The organism is Anaerostipes sp. PC18 (genome assembly GCF_039789045.1).
Classification (GTDB): domain Bacteria; phylum Bacillota; class Clostridia; order Lachnospirales; family Lachnospiraceae; genus Anaerostipes; species Anaerostipes hominis.
The window spans coordinates 2171666-2191601 of record NZ_CP121164.1; the positions used below are offsets into that span (position 1 = coordinate 2171666).

Annotated in this window: 21 protein-coding genes and 1 tRNA gene; 5 read left to right on the forward strand and 17 right to left on the reverse strand. The window is 45.0% G+C overall.

All coding sequences use genetic code 11. The features are described from left to right. Positions 1-54: 54 nt before the first annotated feature. The 10 genes from P8F77_RS11860 to ruvA all read right to left on the reverse strand — a co-directional run bounded on the left by P8F77_RS11860 (position 55) and on the right by ruvA (position 10496). Positions 55-1239, reverse strand: a complete 1185-nt coding sequence (locus tag P8F77_RS11860; protein WP_148460340.1) for a D-alanyl-D-alanine carboxypeptidase family protein — start codon at positions 1237-1239, stop codon at positions 55-57. A gap of 131 nt (positions 1240-1370) precedes the next feature. Then, positions 1371-2003 (reverse strand): hypothetical protein, encoded by a 633-nt coding sequence (locus P8F77_RS11865; protein WP_148460339.1) that lies wholly within the window; start codon positions 2001-2003, stop codon positions 1371-1373. Between the two features lie 14 nt (positions 2004-2017). Then, the gene (locus P8F77_RS11870; protein WP_148460338.1) at positions 2018-2536 is read right to left on the reverse strand and encodes a matrixin family metalloprotease; all 519 of its coding nucleotides are present in this window, start codon (positions 2534-2536) and stop codon (positions 2018-2020) included. Between the two features lie 216 nt (positions 2537-2752). Further along, a complete protein-coding gene (locus tag P8F77_RS11875; protein WP_006565785.1) occupies positions 2753-3205 on the reverse strand; it encodes an NUDIX hydrolase in 453 nt (150 codons plus the stop codon). 105 nt (positions 3206-3310) lie between these two features. Further along, positions 3311-4795, reverse strand: coding sequence for a penicillin-binding transpeptidase domain-containing protein (locus P8F77_RS11880; protein WP_024727102.1), 1485 nt, complete (start codon positions 4793-4795; stop codon positions 3311-3313). Then, a complete protein-coding gene (locus P8F77_RS11885; protein WP_024727101.1) occupies positions 4689-6104 on the reverse strand; it encodes an FtsW/RodA/SpoVE family cell cycle protein in 1416 nt (471 codons plus the stop codon). Before P8F77_RS11885 ends, P8F77_RS11880 begins: the two co-directional genes overlap by 107 nt. A gap of 8 nt (positions 6105-6112) precedes the next feature. After that, positions 6113-8488 carry a U32 family peptidase gene (locus tag P8F77_RS11890; RefSeq protein WP_024727100.1) on the reverse strand — a complete coding sequence of 792 codons (2376 nt, stop codon included), beginning with the start codon at positions 8486-8488 and terminating at the stop codon, positions 6113-6115. Between the two features lie 4 nt (positions 8489-8492). After that, positions 8493-8879 (reverse strand): cell division protein ZapA, encoded by a 387-nt coding sequence (locus P8F77_RS11895; RefSeq protein WP_024727099.1) that lies wholly within the window; start codon positions 8877-8879, stop codon positions 8493-8495. A 12-nt stretch (positions 8880-8891) separates the two neighbouring features. Further along, positions 8892-9890: a Holliday junction branch migration DNA helicase RuvB gene (ruvB, locus tag P8F77_RS11900; RefSeq protein WP_024727098.1), complete on the reverse strand. Its 999-nt coding sequence runs from the start codon at positions 9888-9890 to the stop codon at positions 8892-8894. A gap of 9 nt (positions 9891-9899) precedes the next feature. Beyond that, entirely contained in the window at positions 9900-10496 is a 597-nt protein-coding gene (gene ruvA, locus P8F77_RS11905) for a Holliday junction branch migration protein RuvA (protein ID WP_024727097.1), read from the reverse strand. A 126-nt stretch (positions 10497-10622) separates the two neighbouring features. Here ruvA and P8F77_RS11910 point away from each other — a divergent pair, with 126 nt between their 5' ends. From P8F77_RS11910 to P8F77_RS11920, 3 genes are read left to right on the forward strand one after another with little or no spacing between them, the layout of a single operon-like run. Beyond that, positions 10623-11555, forward strand: coding sequence for a ribonuclease H-like domain-containing protein (locus P8F77_RS11910; RefSeq protein WP_287517745.1), 933 nt, complete (start codon positions 10623-10625; stop codon positions 11553-11555). A gap of 1 nt (position 11556) precedes the next feature. Beyond that, a complete protein-coding gene (locus P8F77_RS11915) occupies positions 11557-11934 on the forward strand; it encodes a CidA/LrgA family protein (protein ID WP_024727095.1) in 378 nt (125 codons plus the stop codon). Next, the gene (locus P8F77_RS11920; protein WP_024727094.1) at positions 11915-12595 is read left to right on the forward strand and encodes an LrgB family protein; all 681 of its coding nucleotides are present in this window, start codon (positions 11915-11917) and stop codon (positions 12593-12595) included. Before P8F77_RS11915 ends, P8F77_RS11920 begins: the two co-directional genes overlap by 20 nt. Before the next feature lie 36 nt (positions 12596-12631). Here the strand turns inward: P8F77_RS11920 and P8F77_RS11925 are convergent, their stop codons facing one another. Together P8F77_RS11925 and P8F77_RS11930 are read right to left on the reverse strand one after the other, a co-directional pair. Next, positions 12632-13354, reverse strand: a complete 723-nt coding sequence (locus P8F77_RS11925) for a phosphatase (RefSeq protein ID WP_287517749.1) — start codon at positions 13352-13354, stop codon at positions 12632-12634. 71 nt (positions 13355-13425) lie between these two features. After that, complete coding sequence (locus P8F77_RS11930) at positions 13426-15246, reverse strand: serine hydrolase (protein WP_287517752.1); 1821 nt, start codon at positions 15244-15246, stop codon at positions 13426-13428. A 190-nt stretch (positions 15247-15436) separates the two neighbouring features. Here P8F77_RS11930 and P8F77_RS11935 point away from each other — a divergent pair. Both P8F77_RS11935 and P8F77_RS11940 read left to right on the forward strand, forming a co-directional pair. Further along, a tRNA-Glu gene (locus P8F77_RS11935) sits at positions 15437-15508 on the forward strand. Positions 15509-15672: 164 nt separating this feature from the next. After that, positions 15673-15936 carry an AbrB/MazE/SpoVT family DNA-binding domain-containing protein gene (locus P8F77_RS11940; RefSeq protein WP_024727091.1) on the forward strand — a complete coding sequence of 88 codons (264 nt, stop codon included), beginning with the start codon at positions 15673-15675 and terminating at the stop codon, positions 15934-15936. Between the two features lie 35 nt (positions 15937-15971). On the opposite strand, the gene P8F77_RS11945 is transcribed toward P8F77_RS11940, so the two are convergent. From P8F77_RS11945 to P8F77_RS11965, 5 genes are all read right to left on the reverse strand, one after another. After that, the gene (locus P8F77_RS11945) at positions 15972-16217 is read right to left on the reverse strand and encodes an SOS response-associated peptidase family protein (RefSeq protein ID WP_235824563.1); all 246 of its coding nucleotides are present in this window, start codon (positions 16215-16217) and stop codon (positions 15972-15974) included. A 42-nt stretch (positions 16218-16259) separates the two neighbouring features. Continuing rightward, a complete protein-coding gene (locus P8F77_RS11950) occupies positions 16260-16592 on the reverse strand; it encodes a cupin domain-containing protein (protein WP_148459074.1) in 333 nt (110 codons plus the stop codon). A gap of 154 nt (positions 16593-16746) precedes the next feature. Then, positions 16747-18030, reverse strand: coding sequence for an O-acetylhomoserine aminocarboxypropyltransferase/cysteine synthase family protein (locus P8F77_RS11955; RefSeq protein ID WP_024727088.1), 1284 nt, complete (start codon positions 18028-18030; stop codon positions 16747-16749). A 15-nt stretch (positions 18031-18045) separates the two neighbouring features. Then, entirely contained in the window at positions 18046-18840 is a 795-nt protein-coding gene (locus tag P8F77_RS11960) for an ABC transporter ATP-binding protein (protein ID WP_024727087.1), read from the reverse strand. After that, positions 18834-19748: an ABC transporter permease gene (locus P8F77_RS11965; RefSeq protein ID WP_024727086.1), complete on the reverse strand. Its 915-nt coding sequence runs from the start codon at positions 19746-19748 to the stop codon at positions 18834-18836. The genes P8F77_RS11960 and P8F77_RS11965 overlap by 7 nt, the downstream gene beginning before the upstream one ends. Positions 19749-19936: the final 188 nt, after the last annotated feature.

Sequence of the window (19936 nt, forward strand, 5' to 3'; positions counted from 1 at the left end):
ATTTTATTATAACTTATGAAAAAATCATAATCTACTTTTTTTGTTCACTTTCACTCAAAAGTATCGCTCCGCCAACCGGGTCAGGCTGGTAAGAAAATTCATTTTCTCCACACTTTCTATGGCTTTCACCGGTTTTTTCAAGAGAATTTCATCTCCTCTTTTATAAATTATATAGCCGAGCACCTGGCCCTTTTTCACGGGAGCTTTTACCTGTCCGATGCGGATCTGTTTCTTTACATCACTTTTGCTGCCCTTCACCAAAACGATTTTGGCAGGAATATCCCTGCTGTAAGAGACCGTCTCTTTCTTGCCCTTTGTCACGGTGATCTTTCCGATGTCCTTCGCCCTCGTGTGGTCCTCCATCACCTGACAGTGAGAAAATCCATAGTCCAGCAAAGCACTTGCATCCTTCACCCTTGTTTTGGAATCGTCACTTGCCATGACAACGGCGATCAGATTGACTCCGTTTCTCGTAGCCGTGGCACTCAGACAGAATTTTGCGGTACTGGTACTTCCTGTCTTCAGGCCGGTACATCCATTATACTGCTTTAACAGTTTATTTGTATTGCTGAGACCGAATTCCTTAGTTCCCTTTTTCGTCTCATGGGTAAATTTGTCCATCCATATTTTCGTATATTTAAAAATATCCGGGTGTTTTGTCGTCAGTTCTCTTGACATCAAGGCAATATCATAGGCTGAAGTCTCATGTCCTTTGATATCCAGACCGCAGCTGTTTTTAAATGTGGTATTTTTCATGCCAAGCTGCTTCGCCTTTTCATTCATCCGCTTTACAAAAGCGCCCTCGCTTCCTGCGATATGTTCCGCCATGGATACAACCGCATCGTTGGCGCTGGAGATCACGATACATTTAAGCATCGTGTCCACTGTCTGGCTTTCTCCAGGCTCTAAGAACACCTGGGACCCTCCCATGGAAGCCGCGTGCTCGCTGACTGTCACTTTATCTGAATACTTAAGATTTCCTTTGTCCAGTTCTTCAAAGATCAGAAGAAGAGACATGACTTTTGTCACACTGGCCGGAGGCAGTTTCATGTCTTTGTCTTTTTGATACAGTATGGTACCGCTCCCCGCCTCCATCACAACTGCAGATTTTGCAGTCAGGTCAAGTCCTTCTCCGTCCTGAGCCACTGTAAGCAATGTTTCCGGTTCTGTGGCACGCACCACTGTTCCGGATGAAATGCATAACAGTAAAGAAAGAATAAAAATCGCTGCTTTTTTCATAAAATAACCTTTCACCTCTTATGTTACAGTTTAATAAGGAACAAGCCGATTTATTACAAAAAAACCGCAGAAGACATAGAAATAATGTCCTCTGCGGGAATACAGTTTTGGATCTTTGCAGAAATGTGGTCTTACTTTTTTAAATATTTCTTGTTTTTCTCGTAAGCAGCCTTATGAATCTTTTGAACGTCATCGGATAACTTACTGGACTTTAACCTTCCTGGTTTTGCATTTTTTGTATCGGCTTCTACTTTTCCAAGGGTTATTCCAAGAATTAAATATTCATTATCCGTTGTTGATTTTCTAACATACAAAAAATACTGTCCTCCTTCTTGCATCATAGAATAATCGTTGATACGATACAGGGTGTTGTCATCATGGTCATAAACCTCGCTCTCCAATACAGAAATTAGTTCATTTTGTTCTATGGTTTCCTTAGATTCATTTTTAATTACATTGAGCACTTTTACAGAAGATAATGTCCCCACAGGGATTTTAGCATTTTCCATATTTCCAAATTCCGATTTAATTTCTTTTTTCTTCTGTACCAAAAGTATGATTGGACTTGCTTCTTCAAGTTGTCCAAGTGTTTGATATCCATCTGTTTTCGCTTCGCTACAAATTAATCTAGGGTCCTTCTCTGAAATCTGGTAAACATCTTGTTTCTCTGTTTCTTCTGTTGATGAGTTTTCCTCTTTTTTAGTACAACTACATACAGATAAAATTATAATTCCTAACATTACTATCATTATTTTCTTTTTCATTGTATATGCCCTCCTCAATAAATTTTGCTGATTCCTTTTTTATCGTCACCCAAAGGGTACGCTTTATTATTAAATCCTAATGCTCGCATAACCGCCTTTTTATCATTTGTAGTTTGAGTATGGGCCAGTCCCAGTTGATGGCCAAACTCATGGACAACCGTTTCCTTCTTTTTTGTCTCTGACAGCTTACTAAATCCTTTAAAAAATCCTATCGTTCTTGTACTGCCACTTTTAGTCGCCGATGCATAGGCAGTTGTATCTTTGTTTAAGTAGGAAATCAACACCCTTTGTCCAGCCGGGATGTTAGAGACAGATTTTTTAATCTTTATCTTACTGGTATATTGCCAAGTCGAAATACCGCTGGACATGACAGAGGAGTATTTGCTTGCCGACTTGTCTATATTATATTCTATCTTTTTTGGATTTGAAAACTTCCAGCCTGAAATTAGTTTATAGGCTTTCACCTGTTGCCCAAAACAAAAAATACTGAGTAGAAATACAAATATCATATTAAACACTACAATTTTTCTCATATGACTTCTCCTTTCATAAAACCCATAATATGGTTATATTTGGTTTGATTATAATAACAGTTATACAAAATTAAATCAATGCTTTTATTTAAATCTTATTGTAATATTAATAATATATTCACATTATTCACCATATATTAACTCCTGTTATAGTTATGTATAAATATTCCTCATAACAAAAAGAACCATAGATGGATTCCCATCTACAGTTCCTTTTCATCTTCTTTGCCGTATTCCCCATTGATTTTTAGATTTTAATTTCTTGTATTCTTCGTATGCTTCCTTTAAAATCTCTTTTTCATTCGGGAACTTTAACAAGTGGTAGGCTTCGTGAAATTTGTAGTACCCAGAGTCAACGAAAAACTCTTCTTTCTGCGGCTTTGAATGATACCCTTCTGCCTCCATCAAATACCAGTGAACGCTTTTTACGATCTGCTCGTGGAAAGAGTAAAAGGAATACTCGCTCTTTCCGACATATTTGATAATACGGGCATTGGCATCTGTCTCTTCTTTTACTTCACGCAAAGCGGTTTGTTCATGCGTTTCCCCTTTTTCAACTGTACCTTTCGGAAGTACCCAGCCGTCATATCTGTTCTTGTAACTTTTGTACAACAGCAATATCTTCCCTCTGTAAATTACGACACCTCCACAGCTTGTTGCCTCTGTCATCGCGGCCTCCAATCATCCTGCCTCAACGCTATTTTGGGTCTCTCTAGAAATTATTATAACGTTAATGGATATGCATTTCAACATTGGATTTTGCTTTCCCTTTACTTACCTGAAATAAGCGTCAAAGACATTTTTTGCAATCGGAGCTGCCACGCGGCCTCCGGATCCGCCGCCTTCCACGATCACGCTTACGACGATCTTTCTGCCGTTATGCTCCGCACAGCCGATAAACCATGCGTGGGAATCCTTATCATCGTTATACTCCGCAGAACCGGTTTTTCCATAGACTTTATATCTTGAAGAGTAGGCTGATGTACCTGTTCCGTTTGTCACAACTTTCCTGAGCATTTTCCTGAGTTTTTTACACTCCGCGGCGCTGAGCGGGCTGGCGATCTCTTTCGTCTTCGTCTCTTTGATCACCCCTCCGTTTACATTTTTCACCTTGTCCACAAGGTATGGTTCCATCATGACTCCGTCATTGACGATGGTGCTCATGACTGCCGCATTCTGAAGCGGCGTAATCAGTGTGCTTCCCTGTCCTATTGCGATCTGGGGAACCTGGCTGTCTTTGGAACTGCCGTCAAATGTAAACCGGCTGGATACCGCCGCCAGATTAATCGGAATTCTGGAGTTAAACATCATATCCTCTGCGAGGGAAGCAAATTTACCTTTATTCAGCTGGGAAGCCATATGGACAAAAGCAGTATTGCACGATTTTTCCACTGCTCCTTCCAGATCTACAGTTCCATGGGCAGTTCCCCCATAACAGCGGATTTTTACATTATTGATGGTCGTATATCCGGTGCAGTGGTAGGTAAAGTTTTTATAATCTTTGTGTTCCCTCATAAACTCCAGGGCAGTGATCACCTTAAAGGTAGACCCCGGAGGATACAGTCCCTGTGTCGCCCTGTTGATCAAAAGTGCATCTTCATCCGTATTCAGTTCTTTCCAGTTTTCCTTTACCAGAGCCGGACGGAAATCCGGTTTTGAAACCATGGCGATCACTTTTCCGGTTTCAGGGTCCATGGCCACCACCGCTCCTTTTTCACCGCTCAGCGCATCATACGCTGCCTTCTGTACCCTTGTATCCAGCGTAGTATAAACATTATCCCCGATGCTCTTTTCTCCTTTCAGATTACTCTCAATCTGGGATAAAAGATTTGCATTGGATTTCAGCAGATCAAAATTACATTTGGATTCCAGGCCGGACTTTCCTTTGGCATTATATCCCACCACATGGGCGAACATCCGTCCATACGGATAATCCCTTGTCTCGCTGTCTCCGTCGCTGACGGTCTGGGCCAGGACTTTTCCGTTCGCACTGATGATTTTTCCTCTCACCACATATTTCTCCAATTCCTGAAGCCTTAAATTGTGGGAATCGGTGATCACATTCCGGCTGTCTCTGACGACAAAGTGTATGATATAACCGATCAGCACAAGGAACAATCCGACAAAGATATATGTAATCTGAAGGATCTGTCTATTTGCGTGCTTTTTCTTTCTTCCCGCGCTTCGTCCTGTTTTTAGAGAAGGAGATTTCTTTGGTATCTCCGTTTCCGCTTTCTTTCTGCGTTTGAATAAGCTCATTTTCTTCTTCCTCACTATTTGCTAACATGTGCAGTCCCTGAATGACACTTAAAATAATCAAAGTACTCAGCACCGATGTTCCTCCGTAGCTTACGAGAGGGATGGTAACACCTGTGGACGGTATGAACTTGGTCACCCCGCCGATACTTAAAAATACCTGAAAAATAAAACAAACACCAAAGCCCAGACAAAGCAGCTTGTTGAACAGTGTACGGCTTCTGGTGGAAATGTCCATAAACAAGATAAAACAGCTGATCAGTACGAAGATCAGACAGATCCCGAAGATCACACCGAATTCCTCGCTGATCACGGAAAAAATAAAATCTGATTCCCGGACCGGGATATCAAACGGTCTTCCCTGGGTAAGGCCCATCCCGAACCAGCCGCCGGTGCCGATGGCAAATAGAGACTGGCATACCTGTGCACCTCTCCCCTCGATCATGGAAAACGGGTCCTGCCAGACAGCTACCCGGACCTGTACATGGGAGAACAAATGATATGCGATCACTGCCGCAAATGCTCCTGCCCCTAATCCGCCCAGCAGATAGCTCGGCTTGGCAGTCGCAACATACAGCATCATCAGATAGATCATAAAATAGAGGAGCGCTCCTCCCAAATCCTTTTCCACCACAAGCACCAGAACATAGAGGCCTGCGATAACCGTGATCTTGACAAGATCTCTGAATTCTTTTGCTTTGCTCAGCATGGCCGCAGCAAAAAACACGAAGATGATCTTGACAAATTCGGACGGCTGGAATGCCAGACTTCCGAACTGAACCCAGTTATAAGCACCGTTTTTCATAACTCCGAAAACAAATACGGAGGAAAGCAGCGCAAAGCCGCCGATGGCATAGACCCATCCCAGCTTATTCCAGAATGACAGTTTATGCATCATCAGGGGGATCAGTCCTGTGACGAGCACCCCGATGGCTACGATGGCAAATTGCTTCATTGCCAGTTCAAAAGAAAGCCTTGTGAGGATCACAAATCCTGTTCCCAAAAGGAAACACATATTGTTAATCAGAAGCCTGGATGACCTCTTATAAATTTTCGGATATAAGATCATGACGATTTCAAAAAACACGATCTGTGCCGCAAAAAATATTAGAACTTTCAATTCCAGTGTCTTTAAAAACAAGACCAGATTGCACAGAAACAAAAATATAAACATATAAATGACCTGATTGTCAAGCAGTGCCTCCTGCCGTTTTTTATTTTTCGGCCGGAACATAGTAAAACAAGAAAATGTATAGACCAGACACATGATCAGTATCAGGTATTTTGCAGCCACTGCAATGATTTGAATCATATTACCACCTATAATATTCCTCTCTTAAAGTGTCCTTTTGTATAATTTGGGAATGGAAGTTCAGCCGTCTTTCCCTCCAGTATTTCACAGATAGCCCGGTAGACTGCAAAAGCTTCCTCTCCTGTCTCTTTCGTGAAATGAAGGCGCAGATTCTGGGGAGCCAGCCTGCAGACTTTTCGGATCTCAGATCCAAGCCACAGAGGCTCTCCATTGTAGATTTCATTAAAACATCCTTTACATTGATTTTTGACATAAAAATCTTTTCCATACCGGTCTTTTAATGTCATCCATGAGCTCTGCCGGTCACATCCTATACTGTTTTTTCTCTGGCACTGCGCCGAAACCATGAGGGGCAGATGTCCGTAAAACAGAAAATCTGCATCTGTACAGGTCAGGTCCTGCAGTTCGTCAAAATTTAGTTCTGCGGGCATTGTCATGCGGATATCCTGTCCATATATCTGTTTCAGCGTCCGGTATGCCTCCCTGTTGTAACAATAGACCATATAATCGGCCAGTACATTCTTCCTGCATTGTTTTTCTCTGAGCCATATGAGTTCTTCTAAACTGCGGACACAGATTTCATCCACATCCGGACCGGACAACAGATCCCAGGACTGTTCCAAGAGCCGAAGCTCCGGTTCTCTCACGACCTGAGGCAGCATGACCGTGACCTGCTTTCCTGCCCTCCTGCACTGTGATAAAATCTCCGGTTCCTCCGCTGCTTCATAAAAGGACAGATAGATCTTTTCTGCCCTGTCCCATGTTAGAACCTCAGGAAGCAGGGACCGGTCTTCCAGAGAAATGCACAAGGCAGGCGTCCCATTCCCCTGTATTTCTGCTCTAACCTGCAAAGCAGGCATCGAATATGCTGCTGATCTCCTGCGGCTTTTTTTCAGAATCTCTTCTGTAAGTTTTTCAAAGGCATCTCTTCTCAGCTGTTTCAATGCCGCTACCGGGAGAAAGATATCACCATGGATTTCTGCCTCAAGCTCTGTAAAGGTAAAATCACTCTCTCCGGTTTTGGTTATCTGCTTTATGATGTCCTCTTTGGAGAGGGGGCGTTTCCTGGCCGGTTCTGCCGCGGCGCCCGAAACCTCCACTTCCAATTCTCCTGAAGTTATCAAAAGTTTAGCATACTTTCCAGGAGAAATTATAATTTTTCCCTTAATATTTTCTTTCGATTTCTGTTTCAGATTCTCTGCCGCCCTGTCCTTTAAGGACTGGTTCTTCGTCCGGAATATATGCATACCCGGTTTCAAATGTTTCAGCTTCTGTCCGTTTAAGCGTACTTTGTCCCCTTTTTTTCGGGAATCCGGACAAGTAAGCTCCACTTTTTCTCCTCTTTCCAGAGATATCTCCAGCACATCTCCTTTTCCCAGATCCTCGGCTGCATGAAAAATAATATGCCTGCCCTGAACAGACTGGATTTTCCCAACGAAAATTCCCTGATGGTTCGGCCTGTATAATGACATCATGTCCCTGCCGTTATGCTTTTTATAATAGCCGGACGTAAATCCGCCCCTGTTAAAAAGCTCCAGAAGTTCCTTCTCATCTTTTTCATCCACCTGATACGGCTGTCCGCTTTCATAGAGATCCACATATTTTCTGTAAATCCTCGTGACAGTTCCCACATACTCCGGCTGTTTCATCCTGCCCTCGATCTTCAGCGAGTCCACGCCGTGTTCGATCAATTCAGGCAGTTCCCTGATCGTACAGAGATCTTTTGGACTGAGCAGATAATTCTGTCCTCTGTGGTTTAACTTTGTGCCGTTCTCATACAGATCAAAGGGCAGACGGCAGGTGCCGGCACACCTCCCCCGGTTGCCGCTCCTGCCTCCCAGCATACTGCTCATCAGGCATTGTCCGGAATAACAATAACAAAGGGCTCCATGGACAAAACACTCCATATCCAGCCCTGTATCTTTTTTTATCTTTTGTATTTCTGTAAGCGAAAGCTCTCTGGCAGGGACGACTCTGCTTCCTCCCAGCTCTTTTACTATTCTTGCCCCATGGATTCCGGTCACGGTCATCTGCGTGCTGGCGTGGATCTCCATGCCGGGAAAACAGCGGCGGATCACACTCACGGCTCCTAAATCCTGAACAATAACTGCATCCAGTCCTCTCTCATAATAAGGTTCTAAAAACCCTGCAAGTCCCGAAATCTCCTCCTGCTTCATCAGGGTATTGACTGCCAGATAGACCTTCCGCCCAAAAAGATGAGCGTAGTCTATAGCCCACGGCAGCTGTTCCTGATCAAAATTATTTGCGTAAGCTCTCGCCCCATAGCGGCTCCCACCCAGATAGACGGCGTCGGCTCCGTTTAAGACGGCAGCCTTCAGGCTCTCGGGAGAGCCAGCGGGGGCCAGTACTTCTGTTGACTTCATATGATTACCGTTCCTTTTTTGCAACTGATTCCTCTTCCAGTACCCGAATCCTTTCCCGGTACTCTGTCAGCTGTTTTTTCAGTGATTCATTCTTGATCTGGAGTTCTACCAGTTCATTTTTCATATGGTACAATTCCGTATCCTGTATTTCCATGTCTTCCCGGCTTTTCTCAAGCGTATTTTTCATACACATATATTCGTCGGCCACACTCAGTGCCAGATGAAAACTCTGCATATCCGGCGGCAGCTTCAGGTAATGCTCCGAAGCTTTCATGTCACGGATCTTTGCGTTCAGATAAGATGCGATCTGGTGCATAAACTCCTCCGGCTCTTCTCCGCCAAGATAATATAACTTTCCGTCTATGACTACTTCTACGACGTTTTTCTTCATAAGTAAGCCCTCCTATTCCGGGATTGGCAGTCCAAAATGCCGATAGGCAGCGTCGGTGACGATCCGTCCTCTCGGCGTCCTCTGGATCAGTCCGTTTTGGATCAAATACGGCTCATAGACATCCTCAATGGTTCCGGAATCTTCTCCTACGGCTGCAGCCAGTGTGTCGAGTCCTACCGGACTGCCGTGAAAGACTTCGATCATCGTCTTAAGCAGGGTCCGGTCGGTCTGGTCGAGTCCCAGAGTGTCTACCTCCAAATGGTTTAAGGCAGACATTGCCACCTCTTTTGTGATGACTCCATCGTACTTTACTTCCGCAAAGTCCCTGACCCTCTTTAAAAGCCTGTTGGCGAGTCTTGGTGTCCCTCTGGATCTTCTGGCGATCTCCCTCGCTCCTTCTTCTTCAATCGGAATGCCTAGCACCGCCGCCGAGTTAATGACAATGGTCATCAGCTCCTCTGTCTCATAAAAATTCAGCCGGTTGACAACACCAAACCGGTCTCTTAGCGGAGCCGTCAGCATCCCGGCCCTGGTCGTGGCACCCACTAAAGTAAATTTTGGAAGTTCCAGTCGGATAGACCGGGCGGCCTGTCCTTTCCCCACCAGGATATCGATGGCGAAATCCTCCATGGCAGGATACAATACTTCTTCTACTTGACGGTTCAGCCGGTGGATTTCGTCGATAAACAGCACATCCCCTTCCTGGAGATTGTTAAGCAGCGCGGCTATCTCCCCAGGCTTTTCGATGGCAGGTCCGCTTGTGACCTTTAAGTGTACTTCCATCTCATTGGCGACGATGCCGGCCAGCGTAGTCTTTCCCAGTCCCGGCGGTCCGTAAAGAAGGACATGGTCCAGGGACTCGCCTCTGCTCTTTGCCGCCTCGATGAAAATTCTCAGATTCTGCTTTACCTTTTCCTGTCCGATGTAATCGTCCAGGTTCTGAGGCCTTAGATTATTTTCTATTGTAATGTCTTCTTCCACCAGTTCCGTGGAAATCATTCTATCTAACATAATGTTCCTCTATATCAGCTTTGTCAGCGCCTTTTTCAGCAATTGCTCAGGGCCGTATTCTGCTGCATTCTCTACTTTCTTAATGGCCATCATCGCTTCAGACCTGGAGTAGCCAAGGCTTACAAGCCCCTGTGCCGTGATCGCCACAGAATCTTCTGCCGATGAATCCCCCACAAAGTCCATCGGTTCAGCCTGCTCAAATTCTTCAAAGTTCAGTTTGTCCCTGAGTTCCAGGATCAGCTTTTTTGCTCCCTTCGGTCCAAGCCCCGGAGTCTTTGATATCGTCTTGGAATCATCACTCATCACCGCAATCTTTAATTCATAGACAGACAGGGTGGACAGCACCGAAAGACCTACCTTAGGGCCGATGCCGCTGACTCCGATCAGCAGTTCAAACGCTTCCAGCTCCTCCTTCGTCCGGAATCCGAAGAGGCTTACATCGTCTTCCCTCACATGCATGTGGGTATAGATCTTGACTTCCTGTCCGATTCCTCCCGGAAATTCCTGTCCGGCCGGCATCATGATATCATATCCTATGCCGTTATTCTCTACCACCGCTCCCCCAGGCGTCATGGAAACTAAAATGCCCTTAATATATGAAATCACTCCATATCCTCCTTGCGACGTTTTGAAGTCATTATAACACAAATCTCTCGCCTGTGGTTAGGGATTGAAAAAATTTCACACAGGAACTATAATGAAGGACAGCAGTTTTGGAAAGGAAACCGGCCGATGGAAACAAAAGAAAAGCTTTTATATCTGGATATCGAGACTACAGGACTTTCGCCGGAAACCTCTGCCCTCTCAGTCATCGGATGCTGTGAGAAAGGCCGGGAGCCCAGGCAGTGGTTTAATGAATCCGGGCTGGAACAAAAAGATATTCTAGCCTCATTTTTAAGCTATGCGGGTCATTTTGACACCGTCGTCACTTATAACGGCGGAACCTTTGATCTGCCTTTTTTGAAAAAGAAATGTGAGGAATTTGGTCTTCCTTATTCTTTGGAGTGCAAACGCTGCATTGATCTTTATAAAAATCTCCGCTCCTTCAGACACCTCCTCCCATTAAAAAATCTCAAACAAACATCAGTGGAAGAATTCCTGGGGATTCAAAGAACGGACCACATATCCGGACGGCAGCTGATCAGAGTTTATCAGGACTACATAAAAACCAAAGAACCGGAATTAAAATCTGCGATTTTGCAGCATAATAAAGAAGACATCTTATCTCTTTCCCGGATTCAGTCCCTCCTGATCTTTGAACCTTTAGCCAGCGGCCATTTTTCAGTGGAAGAATACAGCCTGTCGGAACATGCTTTTTCTGTCCGCCTTTCTCTCCCTTTCAATACTCCGGTGCCTCTTTCTTTTAAGAAATCAGGACACCGGCTTGAGATCGCCGGGTCAGAAGCAAACCTTTACTGCCCCGTGATACACGGCCAGCTGAAGCACTACCATAAAAACATAAAGGATTACCGGTATCTTCCTCTGGAAGACATCGTAATCCCTGTATCCATGGCTGCCTTTGTAGACCGGTCTGCAGTTTTAAAGCCGGTTCCGGAAAACTGTTATACCAAGTTTTGCCCGGATGAAACTTTTTGCTCCGACCCCAGTGACCTCTTTCAATACTGCAAAGATATCGTATATTACTTACTTAGAAAGGATAAATAACATGAGACACTTATTACAAATGAGCTTCCTTTTCTTCGTCTGTCTGGCCGGGGAAGGGCTGGCTAAGCTGCTTCCGTTTGCATTTCCGGGAAGTATCATGAGCATGTTCCTGCTCCTTCTCCTCCTGCTCTCAAAAATTGTAAAAGAGCATCAGATCCAGGATATCTGTGATTTCCTTCTCCATCATATGGCCTTTTTCTTTCTCCCCGCCGGAATTGGCATTATGGAAAAATACCAGCTGTTACAGGGCCGGATCATACCGTTTCTCCTGATCTGCCTGCTCACAACCGTTTTCACATTTTTTACTACTTCGTTATCTATGAAGCTCATCTTCGCCCTGCAAAAGAAAGGAAATGACAATGAAAGAACTGACTGCTAATCCAATGTTTCCAATCGCGCTTTCTCTCTGTGTCTATGAAGGATTTCGTATCCTGCAGAGAAAAACGAAAATTTCTGCGCTGAATCCTCTGCTGCTCTCCATTGCATTTATCATCCTATTTCTGAATATATTCTCCATACCGCTTGAGGATTATAACAGCGGAGGTGCTGTAATCTCCATGTTCCTGGCTCCGGCCACCGCATCTTTAGCTCTCTCCATCTACCGTGAGTTTGATCTGCTGAAGAAACACTGGGTGCCTATCCTCGTGAGCTGTTTTGTGGGATCTGTAACATCTATGTTAAGTGTCTGTGTCCTCTGCCGTCTCTTTGGTTTTAATGAGCATCTTACGGCCTCCCTGATTCCCAAATCCGTCACGACCCCGATCGCCATAGAAGTCAGCAGCCAGCTTTCCGGCATCCCGTCCATTACAGTGGCTGCAGTCGTTATCACCGGCATCCTAGGGGCCGTGATCAGCCCTGTACTGATCAAAATCTTCAAAGTCAATGATCCTGCTGCCGCCGGTGTCTCCATTGGAACATGCAGTCATGCCGTCGGAACCTCCAAAGCAGTGGAACTGGGTGAAATCGAAGGGGCCATGAGCGGTATCTCCATAGGGATTTCCGGTATCATCACGGTCATTCTGGCATTAATTCTTTTCTAATACAAAAACCTGCGCAAAAATTTACGCAGGTTTTTTTTATTTTCTTTTATTGCTCAGTGCCTCTTTAAAGGCCTCGACAGAACGGTTCACCACCAATTCTTCCGGAAAATCAACTTCTGAAAGCAGGGCTTTTGCCTCATTCAGGTTGCCTACCGCATATGGAGTATGCGCATCGCTGTTGACAATCACAGGTACATTATGCTTCCTGCACAGATCCAGCATCACAAAATAGTTTTCTCTGGCATTGACCCGGAAGCTTTCGGGACAAAGGGAACTGTTGTTGACCTCTAAAAGTGTTTTCGTCTCTTTTGCTCCCATCACCAATGCCTTGTAATCAATCGGAATCCTTCCGTCATCGGGATGGCTTATGATATCCACCAGAGGATGATTCATGGCTCCTAAGTATGCGGCGGTGTTCTGTTCCTCATCTCCTATTTTATAACAAAGTTCATGAATTCCCGCAATCCTGATATCTAAAAATTCCTTCATCAAGTCATCATCAAGGCTGAGTCTTCCGTTATAATCGATAATGTTGATTTCTGAACCAAACATCATCTCGATGCCGTACAGCTGCCTCGGCAGTACTCTCAAATTTTTAAAATAAATGTCTGTACAGGTTCCCGGAATCCCTTTGGCATGTTCCGTGATCCCAAACAGTTCAAAACCGCTCTCCGCCGCAGCAGCAGCCATCTCGCTGACGGTTCCGAACGCATGTCCGCTGGCAATAGTGTGAGAATGCACGTCTAATTTAAACTCCATAAATCTTACTCCTTCTTTTCAGTCAGTCTGATTCTTTCCCTCTTAAAATTTACACATTATGTTTTATCATACTATAAAGTAAAAGAAATTGGAACCTCTCCAACGAATCTCTCCCCTGCCTCACGGTTTTCTTCTCCCAATACTTTGGGGCAGACCGTCTGATCCATCAGAAGATCCAGCAGCCCGATTGTGTCCTTTTCCATCAGACTGTCTAAGAGAAAACTGCTGGTCCCCCCGGTCATTACGGAATCAAGTCCAGTCATAAGAAGGTCTTTTCCCGGGCACTCATTCCACAGCATTTCTATATTTTCACCGATGAAACGGATCTTCAGCAGACGAGTCGATGCTTCCTCAATAAAGGAAAATTTCAGCTTCAGCACGGTATACCCGTCCTCATCAAAAGCTGCCTGTCCTTTTACCGCCACCAAATAAGGCTCTCCGTGCATATCGATTTCGGTGATCCTGGCTTCCTTCCATCCCACTTCCAGGCAATAAGGTTTCTCTCCTTCCCGGAAACAAAAATAGAATTTCCGGTTTTTTGTGAAAAATCCTGCCTCGCTGATCCCGTCCGTATAGTTATTGTGAAACACCTGCATGATTAGCGGGAAAAGGCCCACATGCTGCTTTTTCAGCTTAAAAAATCTTCCCCCAACTCCAAGGATCAGTTTTCTTTTCTTATAGAATTCACTTCCGCGCCAGAGAAGTTTTTTCAGCCCGCTATAAGAGATTGGCGGAAATCTGGTATCATGGCGTCCTGTCTTATTCTGGAATTGTAAAAGCTTTTCATAAGCCCGCCGGTTTTTCTTTAAATTTTCCCCGGGAGTAAACCCGTCTTCAAAATATTTGGCCACTGTGTCCAAGAGCAGGGATGTGTGAAATAATTCATTGCTTCCCGCATTGGTGACAATAATCATATCCAAATCGGGATATACCATGACATTCTGTCCCAGCATGCCGTTAAAGGCATAGCTCCCCGGACGGCCTGCCATCCACATTTGATAGCCGTAGCCATACTCCCCGAACTGCTTTGGAGTTTCCACATGACATATGGACGCCTCTTCAATCCATCGCTGCGGTATAAGCTGCCGCTGATTCCATACTCCTTTTTGAAGACAGAGCTGTCCGATCTTTGCTGCATCTTCCGGACAGAGAAATAACCCCCATCCTCCTTTCGTAATGCCTTTGGGACAGCTCTCCCAAAAGATCCTGGTAATGCCAAGGGGCTCAAACAGTCTGGGTTTCAAATACTCCATCAGAGATTGTCCGGTTATTTCCGTCACAATGGCGGACAGCATATAGGTGTTCATACTGTTATATTCAAATTTGGAGCCCGCAGGACCGTTTACCGGTGAATCCAGAAAGCCCTGGACCCAGTCATTGCAGGCCACGGCACCTTTTTCGTTGAATGCCACCCGGCTGGTCATGGTAAGCAGATGTTCCACTGTCAGATTCCTCTGCTGAAATCCTCTGATAGAGAATACACTTTTATCGAAGATCCCCAGAATCTTATCATCAAGCCTTAAACTGCCCTCTTCGATCAGCATGCCAATGGCCATTCCGGTTATGCTCTTGCACAGTGAATGGGTAATATGCCAGAGGTTTTCCGGATATGGCGCATAATGGCACTCTCCGATCACATATCCATGTCTTAAAATCATCACCTGATGAATGTCCACTTTAGAAATATTCAAAAGTTCCTCCATCAATCTCCTGACCTGATCCGATTCGATTCCCTGTTCCTCAGGCGCCGACCTGGGCAGCTTCTGCCCTGACTCGGGCAGACTGTAAAATGACGGTTTCTGTGGAATAAAATCTACTTTGCTTATATGTTCTGTGTTTCCTCTTACTAAATTAAAAACAAGTTCCAGCATTGCCTGCTGCTCTTTTAACATCGCACTGCACCCTCTTCTATTACTGCCTGTTCTTCTTTTGCTTTCTGTATAATATAGCACATATTTAAAAACGGAAAAAGCACCTTAGCATTACGATTCTTCTATGTTTAAAAAAATATACAAAGAATTTAAAATTTTGTCTTTACTTTTTCTAAAAAACCTATATAATAGATAAAGGTGACAGCAAGACGGCCCCATGGTCAAGAGGTTAAGACGCGACCCTCTCAAGGTCGAATCACGAGTTCAATTCTCGTTGGGGTCATACAGCCGGAACATCGTATTTATGCGGTGTTTCGGTTTTTTTGATTTTATTAAATAATTGATTGCTGCATTCTCGCCTTATATCCTGCTTGTATTATTTACCATTGGAAATATTTCGTAGATATTTTATAATAAAAGCACCAAAATACATAGGAGGAGCCGTAAATGAAATGTACAGGTGTTGTGAGAAAACTCGATGAACTGGGACGTATTACCTTACCAATTGAACTGAGGAGGAATTTGGGTGTCGGCGACAAAGATCCCCTCGAAATCTTTGTAGATGAGGATACAATTCTACTGAAAAAGTACAATCCGGCAGACATCTTTACCGGGGAAATGGATGATCTCATTGAATACAAAGGAAAGAAAATATCCAGGGCATCGATCCTGCGGTTAGCCGAGATAGCCGGCCTTAATATCTCAGAGTAAAGTTTATCCCAGGACAAACAGCGTCCTGGGATTTTCTAATTCTTCACTTCTGCTTCATGGGACAAACTCTCAGGTTCGCTGTGCAGCAGATGTTCAAATGTCTCATCACTGAACCAGTCCTCAATGTCGCTTTCTTCTATGATTATGGGCATCCGTTCATGTATTTCCCTGACCGAGCGATTTGCCCTGGTTGTCAATATGACAAATCTGCTGCTGTCTTCATCCGGCCTGTAAAAGCCGGCCATAAAAATCACCGGGGATGTCTCTTTAAAAAAAGCAATTTTATTTTTCTCCTTGTCCCACTCATAAAATCCTGCCGCCGATCAAAATATAACAGTCAAAAGCATTTTAAAACGTTCCTGCCCATACACCGCATGTGGAATCTCCGCCGGCATAACAATGCTCTCTCCATCATTTAAAATATACTCTTTTCCGTCTATGGTAAATTTCCCTGTGCCCTCGAGAACTGTTGCCATCGCATCACCGCCTGATTTGTGGGTGCTGATTTCCTCTCCTTTTTCAAAGGCAAACAATGTCAGACTAACTGCTTGGTTTTGGGACAATGTCTTGCTGACCACCTGTCCATCCTGATACTGCACTTCATCTTGCATCTTAAATACCTCAGCCTTTTCTATGTTTTTTATCTTTGTTCCCATTTTTGTACCCCCTGTCGAATACTATTTAAGCTTTTGCTGATAGTATGCTTCCAATGCCTGGTCTATATACCGTGTGATCCTCAGTGATGAAGAGAAAAATAGCGCCCGGAAAATTCCTCTCAGAAAGTTCCGGGCACTATAATATATTCAGTATTTATCCTATTTGGCTCAACGCCTGGTCAAGGTCTGCAATGATATCCTCAGTATTTTCGATTCCCACGCTGAAACGGATCAGATCCGGCTGTACTCCGGCCTCCAAAAGTTCCTGGTCATTCATCTGACGGTGGGTATGACTGGCAGGATGCAGAACACAGCTTCTGGAATCTGCCACATGTGTTACGATGGCCACCAGCTTTAAGCTGTCCATCATCTGGATCGATGCCTCGCGTCCGCCTTTCAGGCCAAACGTAATAACCCCGCAGGTTCCGTTTGGCATATATTTCTGTGCTCTCTCATAAGCCTCATCGCCTTCCAGCATCGGGCAGTGCACCCATGCAACCTTATCATTGTCTCTCAGCCATGCAGCTACGGCTTTTGCATTTTCACAATGTCTGGCCACTCTTAAATGCAGAGTTTCCAGGCCAATGTTCAAGTAAAAAGCATTTTGAGGTGACTGGATGGAACCCAGGTCCCGCATCAGCTGGACCGTAGCCTTTGTAATATAGGCACCTTTACCAAACTTTTCTGTATAAACCACACCATGGTACGTCTCATCCGGCTGAGTAAGACATGCAAATTTGTCTCCGTATGCATCCCAGTCAAAGTTACCGCTGTCGACGATCGCTCCGCCCACACATACCGCATGGCCGTCCATATACTTTGTTGTGGAATGGGTGACGATATCCGCACCCCATTCAAACGGGCGGCAGTTGATCGGCGTTGCAAATGTATTGTCAACGATCAGAGGAACTCCGTGTCCGTGAGCCGCTTTTGCAAACTTTTCGAAATCAAGAACGACCAAAGAGGGATTTGAGATCGTTTCTCCAAACACGGCCTTTGTATTATCTCTGAATGCCGCATTTAAATCTTCTTCACTGACTTCCGGATCTACAAACGTTGCTTCCACGCCCATCTTCCTCAAGGTATGGGCAAACAGGTTATAAGTCCCCCCATATAGAGCCGTTGTACAGATGATATGGTCTCCCGACTCCGCGATATTCATGATGGCATAAAAGTTGGCCGCCTGTCCGGAAGAAGTGAGCATTGCCGCCACTCCGCCTTCCAGATCACAGATCTTTGCTGCCACCGAGTCGTTGGTGGGATTCTGAAGTCTCGTATAGAAATATCCCGCATCCTCCAGGTCAAAAAGGCGTCCCATCTGGTCACTTGTGTCGTATTTAAATGTAGTGCTCTGATATACCGGCACCACCCTCGGCTCCCCTTTTTTCGGCTCCCATCCGGATTGAATACATTTTGTCTCAATTTTGTAATCGCTCATGTTTCTTCCTCTCTCTTATGATAATAACATTCTGTCGTTGGCAAAATCTTCCCCGCTGGTTTCCTCAAACTTCTGCAGAAGATCAGTAACTTTCAAGTTCTTCTTTTCTTCTCCTGAAACATCATAGATGATCCTTCCGCTGTTCATCATGATCAGGCGGTTTCCAATGCGTATGGCGTCTTTCATGTTGTGAGTTACCATCATAGCGGTCAGACTGTCCCTCGCGATAATCTTCTCCGTAAGCTCCAGTACTTTTTTCGCCGTCTTTGGATCAAGGGCCGCCGTGTGCTCGTCTAAGAGCAGAAGACTCGGCTTATTCAGCGTAGCCATGAGCAGTGTCAGTGCCTGTCTCTGTCCTCCGGACAATAGTCCTACCTTTGAAGTAAGACGGTCCTCGAGTCCCAAATCCAGCATCGCCAGCTTCTCCTTATACAGCTTTTTCTCGCTTTTCGTAATGCCCCAGCGCAGGCCGCGGTTTTTCCCACGGCGGTGAGCCATCGCCATATTCTCCTGTATCTCCATACCGGCTGCGGTTCCCATCATTGGGTCCTGGAACACCCGCCCAAGCATATAGGCCCGTTTATGCTCCGGCAGGTCCGAAATGTCTTTGCCGTCCAGGAGGATCGTTCCCTGGTCGATAGGATATACGCCTGCGATCATGTTCAGCATCGTTGACTTACCTGCCCCGTTGCCTCCGATCACAGTCACAAAGTCCCCTGGATTCAGGTGAAGATCGATCCCGTCCAGCGCCTTCTTTTCATTGACAGTGCCTTTATTAAATGTCTTGTGCACATCGATGATGTTTAACATGCGGTGTTTCCTCCTTTTCCAGGAATTCTTTTCTGGGAATATCTGGACTTGATCGCCGGAATACCCAGAGCTAATGCCACGACTAATGCCGTAAACAGCTTCATATCGTCTGTGCTCAGTCCCATATACAGCACCAGTGAAATAATCATGCGGTAAATCACAGAGCCAAACACAACAGAAGCCAGTATATACATGAAATTAAACCGTTTTCCAAAGATTACTTCTCCGATAACGATAGATGCCAGACCGATGACAATGGCTCCGGTCCCCATTTTAATATCACCGTATCCCTGGCTCTGTCCAACCAGTGCACCTGAGACGGAGATCATTCCGTTGGAGATGACAAGGCCGATGACTTTTGATGTATTCGTATTGGCCCCCAAAGCCCGGACCATATATTCGTTGTTTCCGGTCGCCCTCAGTGCGCATCCGAGTTCAGTACCGCAGAACCAGTAGATGCACAGCACCACAAAAATGCTGATCACTGCTCCAACCAGCAGTGTTGCCATCGTCTGGTCCAGTTTCAGCGCATCAATGGCCTGAGTGAATGCGGTATCCTCTCCCAGCAGTGATGTATTTGGCTGTCCCATGATACGGATATTGACCGAATACAGGGCAATCATTGTCAGAATACCGGCTAAGATCGCAGGGATTTTTAATTTCGTATGTAAAAATCCAGTCACTGCTCCTGCCGCCATTCCCGCTGCCAATGCGATGACAAGAGATACAAAAGGGTTTACTCCTTTTACGATCATAACTGCGCTGATGCATCCCCCCAGGGCAAACGTACCTTCACAGGACAAATCCGGAATATCCAATATCCTGAATGTAATATAGACACCAAGCGCCATGATTCCCCACAGTGTACCCTGGGCAATCGCACTTTGCATGTTTACTGCTAAATCCATTCTTCTTCTCCTTTTCTTACTTTACTGTCCACGAAAATTTATTATATCACGATTTAAGGCTTTGCACCAGTAAAGTTCTGTGAATCCTGCACGAAGTACTTTTTTATTTCATTAGGGAAGTTTTGCGACCTTCCCTATGAAATAAAAAAACTGTCTTCTTTCAATTAACGAAAGAAGACAGTTTTGTA

What these genes read in the sequence shown, in the direction of transcription:
- P8F77_RS11860 (WP_148460340.1), bottom strand. Translation starts at nt 1,239, where the DNA reads ATGAAAAAAGCAGCGATTTTTATTCTTTCTTTACTGTTATGCATTTCA.
- P8F77_RS11865 (WP_148460339.1), bottom strand. Translation starts at nt 2,003, where the DNA reads ATGAAAAAGAAAATAATGATAGTAATGTTAGGAATTATAATTTTATCT.
- P8F77_RS11870 (WP_148460338.1), bottom strand. Translation starts at nt 2,536, where the DNA reads ATGAGAAAAATTGTAGTGTTTAATATGATATTTGTATTTCTACTCAGT.
- P8F77_RS11875 (WP_006565785.1), bottom strand. Translation starts at nt 3,205, where the DNA reads ATGACAGAGGCAACAAGCTGTGGAGGTGTCGTAATTTACAGAGGGAAG.
- P8F77_RS11880 (WP_024727102.1), bottom strand. Translation starts at nt 4,795, where the DNA reads ATGAGCTTATTCAAACGCAGAAAGAAAGCGGAAACGGAGATACCAAAG.
- P8F77_RS11885 (WP_024727101.1), bottom strand. Translation starts at nt 6,104, where the DNA reads ATGATTCAAATCATTGCAGTGGCTGCAAAATACCTGATACTGATCATG.
- P8F77_RS11890 (WP_024727100.1), bottom strand. Translation starts at nt 8,488, where the DNA reads ATGAAGTCAACAGAAGTACTGGCCCCCGCTGGCTCTCCCGAGAGCCTG.
- P8F77_RS11895 (WP_024727099.1), bottom strand. Translation starts at nt 8,879, where the DNA reads ATGAAGAAAAACGTCGTAGAAGTAGTCATAGACGGAAAGTTATATTAT.
- ruvB (WP_024727098.1), bottom strand. Translation starts at nt 9,890, where the DNA reads ATGTTAGATAGAATGATTTCCACGGAACTGGTGGAAGAAGACATTACA.
- P8F77_RS11910 (WP_287517745.1), top strand. Translation starts at nt 10,623, where the DNA reads ATGGAAACAAAAGAAAAGCTTTTATATCTGGATATCGAGACTACAGGA.
- P8F77_RS11915 (WP_024727095.1), top strand. Translation starts at nt 11,557, where the DNA reads ATGAGACACTTATTACAAATGAGCTTCCTTTTCTTCGTCTGTCTGGCC.
- P8F77_RS11920 (WP_024727094.1), top strand. Translation starts at nt 11,915, where the DNA reads ATGAAAGAACTGACTGCTAATCCAATGTTTCCAATCGCGCTTTCTCTC.
- P8F77_RS11925 (WP_287517749.1), bottom strand. Translation starts at nt 13,354, where the DNA reads ATGGAGTTTAAATTAGACGTGCATTCTCACACTATTGCCAGCGGACAT.
- P8F77_RS11930 (WP_287517752.1), bottom strand. Translation starts at nt 15,246, where the DNA reads ATGTTAAAAGAGCAGCAGGCAATGCTGGAACTTGTTTTTAATTTAGTA.
- P8F77_RS11940 (WP_024727091.1), top strand. Translation starts at nt 15,673, where the DNA reads ATGAAATGTACAGGTGTTGTGAGAAAACTCGATGAACTGGGACGTATT.
- P8F77_RS11950 (WP_148459074.1), bottom strand. Translation starts at nt 16,592, where the DNA reads ATGGGAACAAAGATAAAAAACATAGAAAAGGCTGAGGTATTTAAGATG.
- P8F77_RS11955 (WP_024727088.1), bottom strand. Translation starts at nt 18,030, where the DNA reads ATGAGCGATTACAAAATTGAGACAAAATGTATTCAATCCGGATGGGAG.
- P8F77_RS11960 (WP_024727087.1), bottom strand. Translation starts at nt 18,840, where the DNA reads ATGTTAAACATCATCGATGTGCACAAGACATTTAATAAAGGCACTGTC.
- P8F77_RS11965 (WP_024727086.1), bottom strand. Translation starts at nt 19,748, where the DNA reads ATGGATTTAGCAGTAAACATGCAAAGTGCGATTGCCCAGGGTACACTG.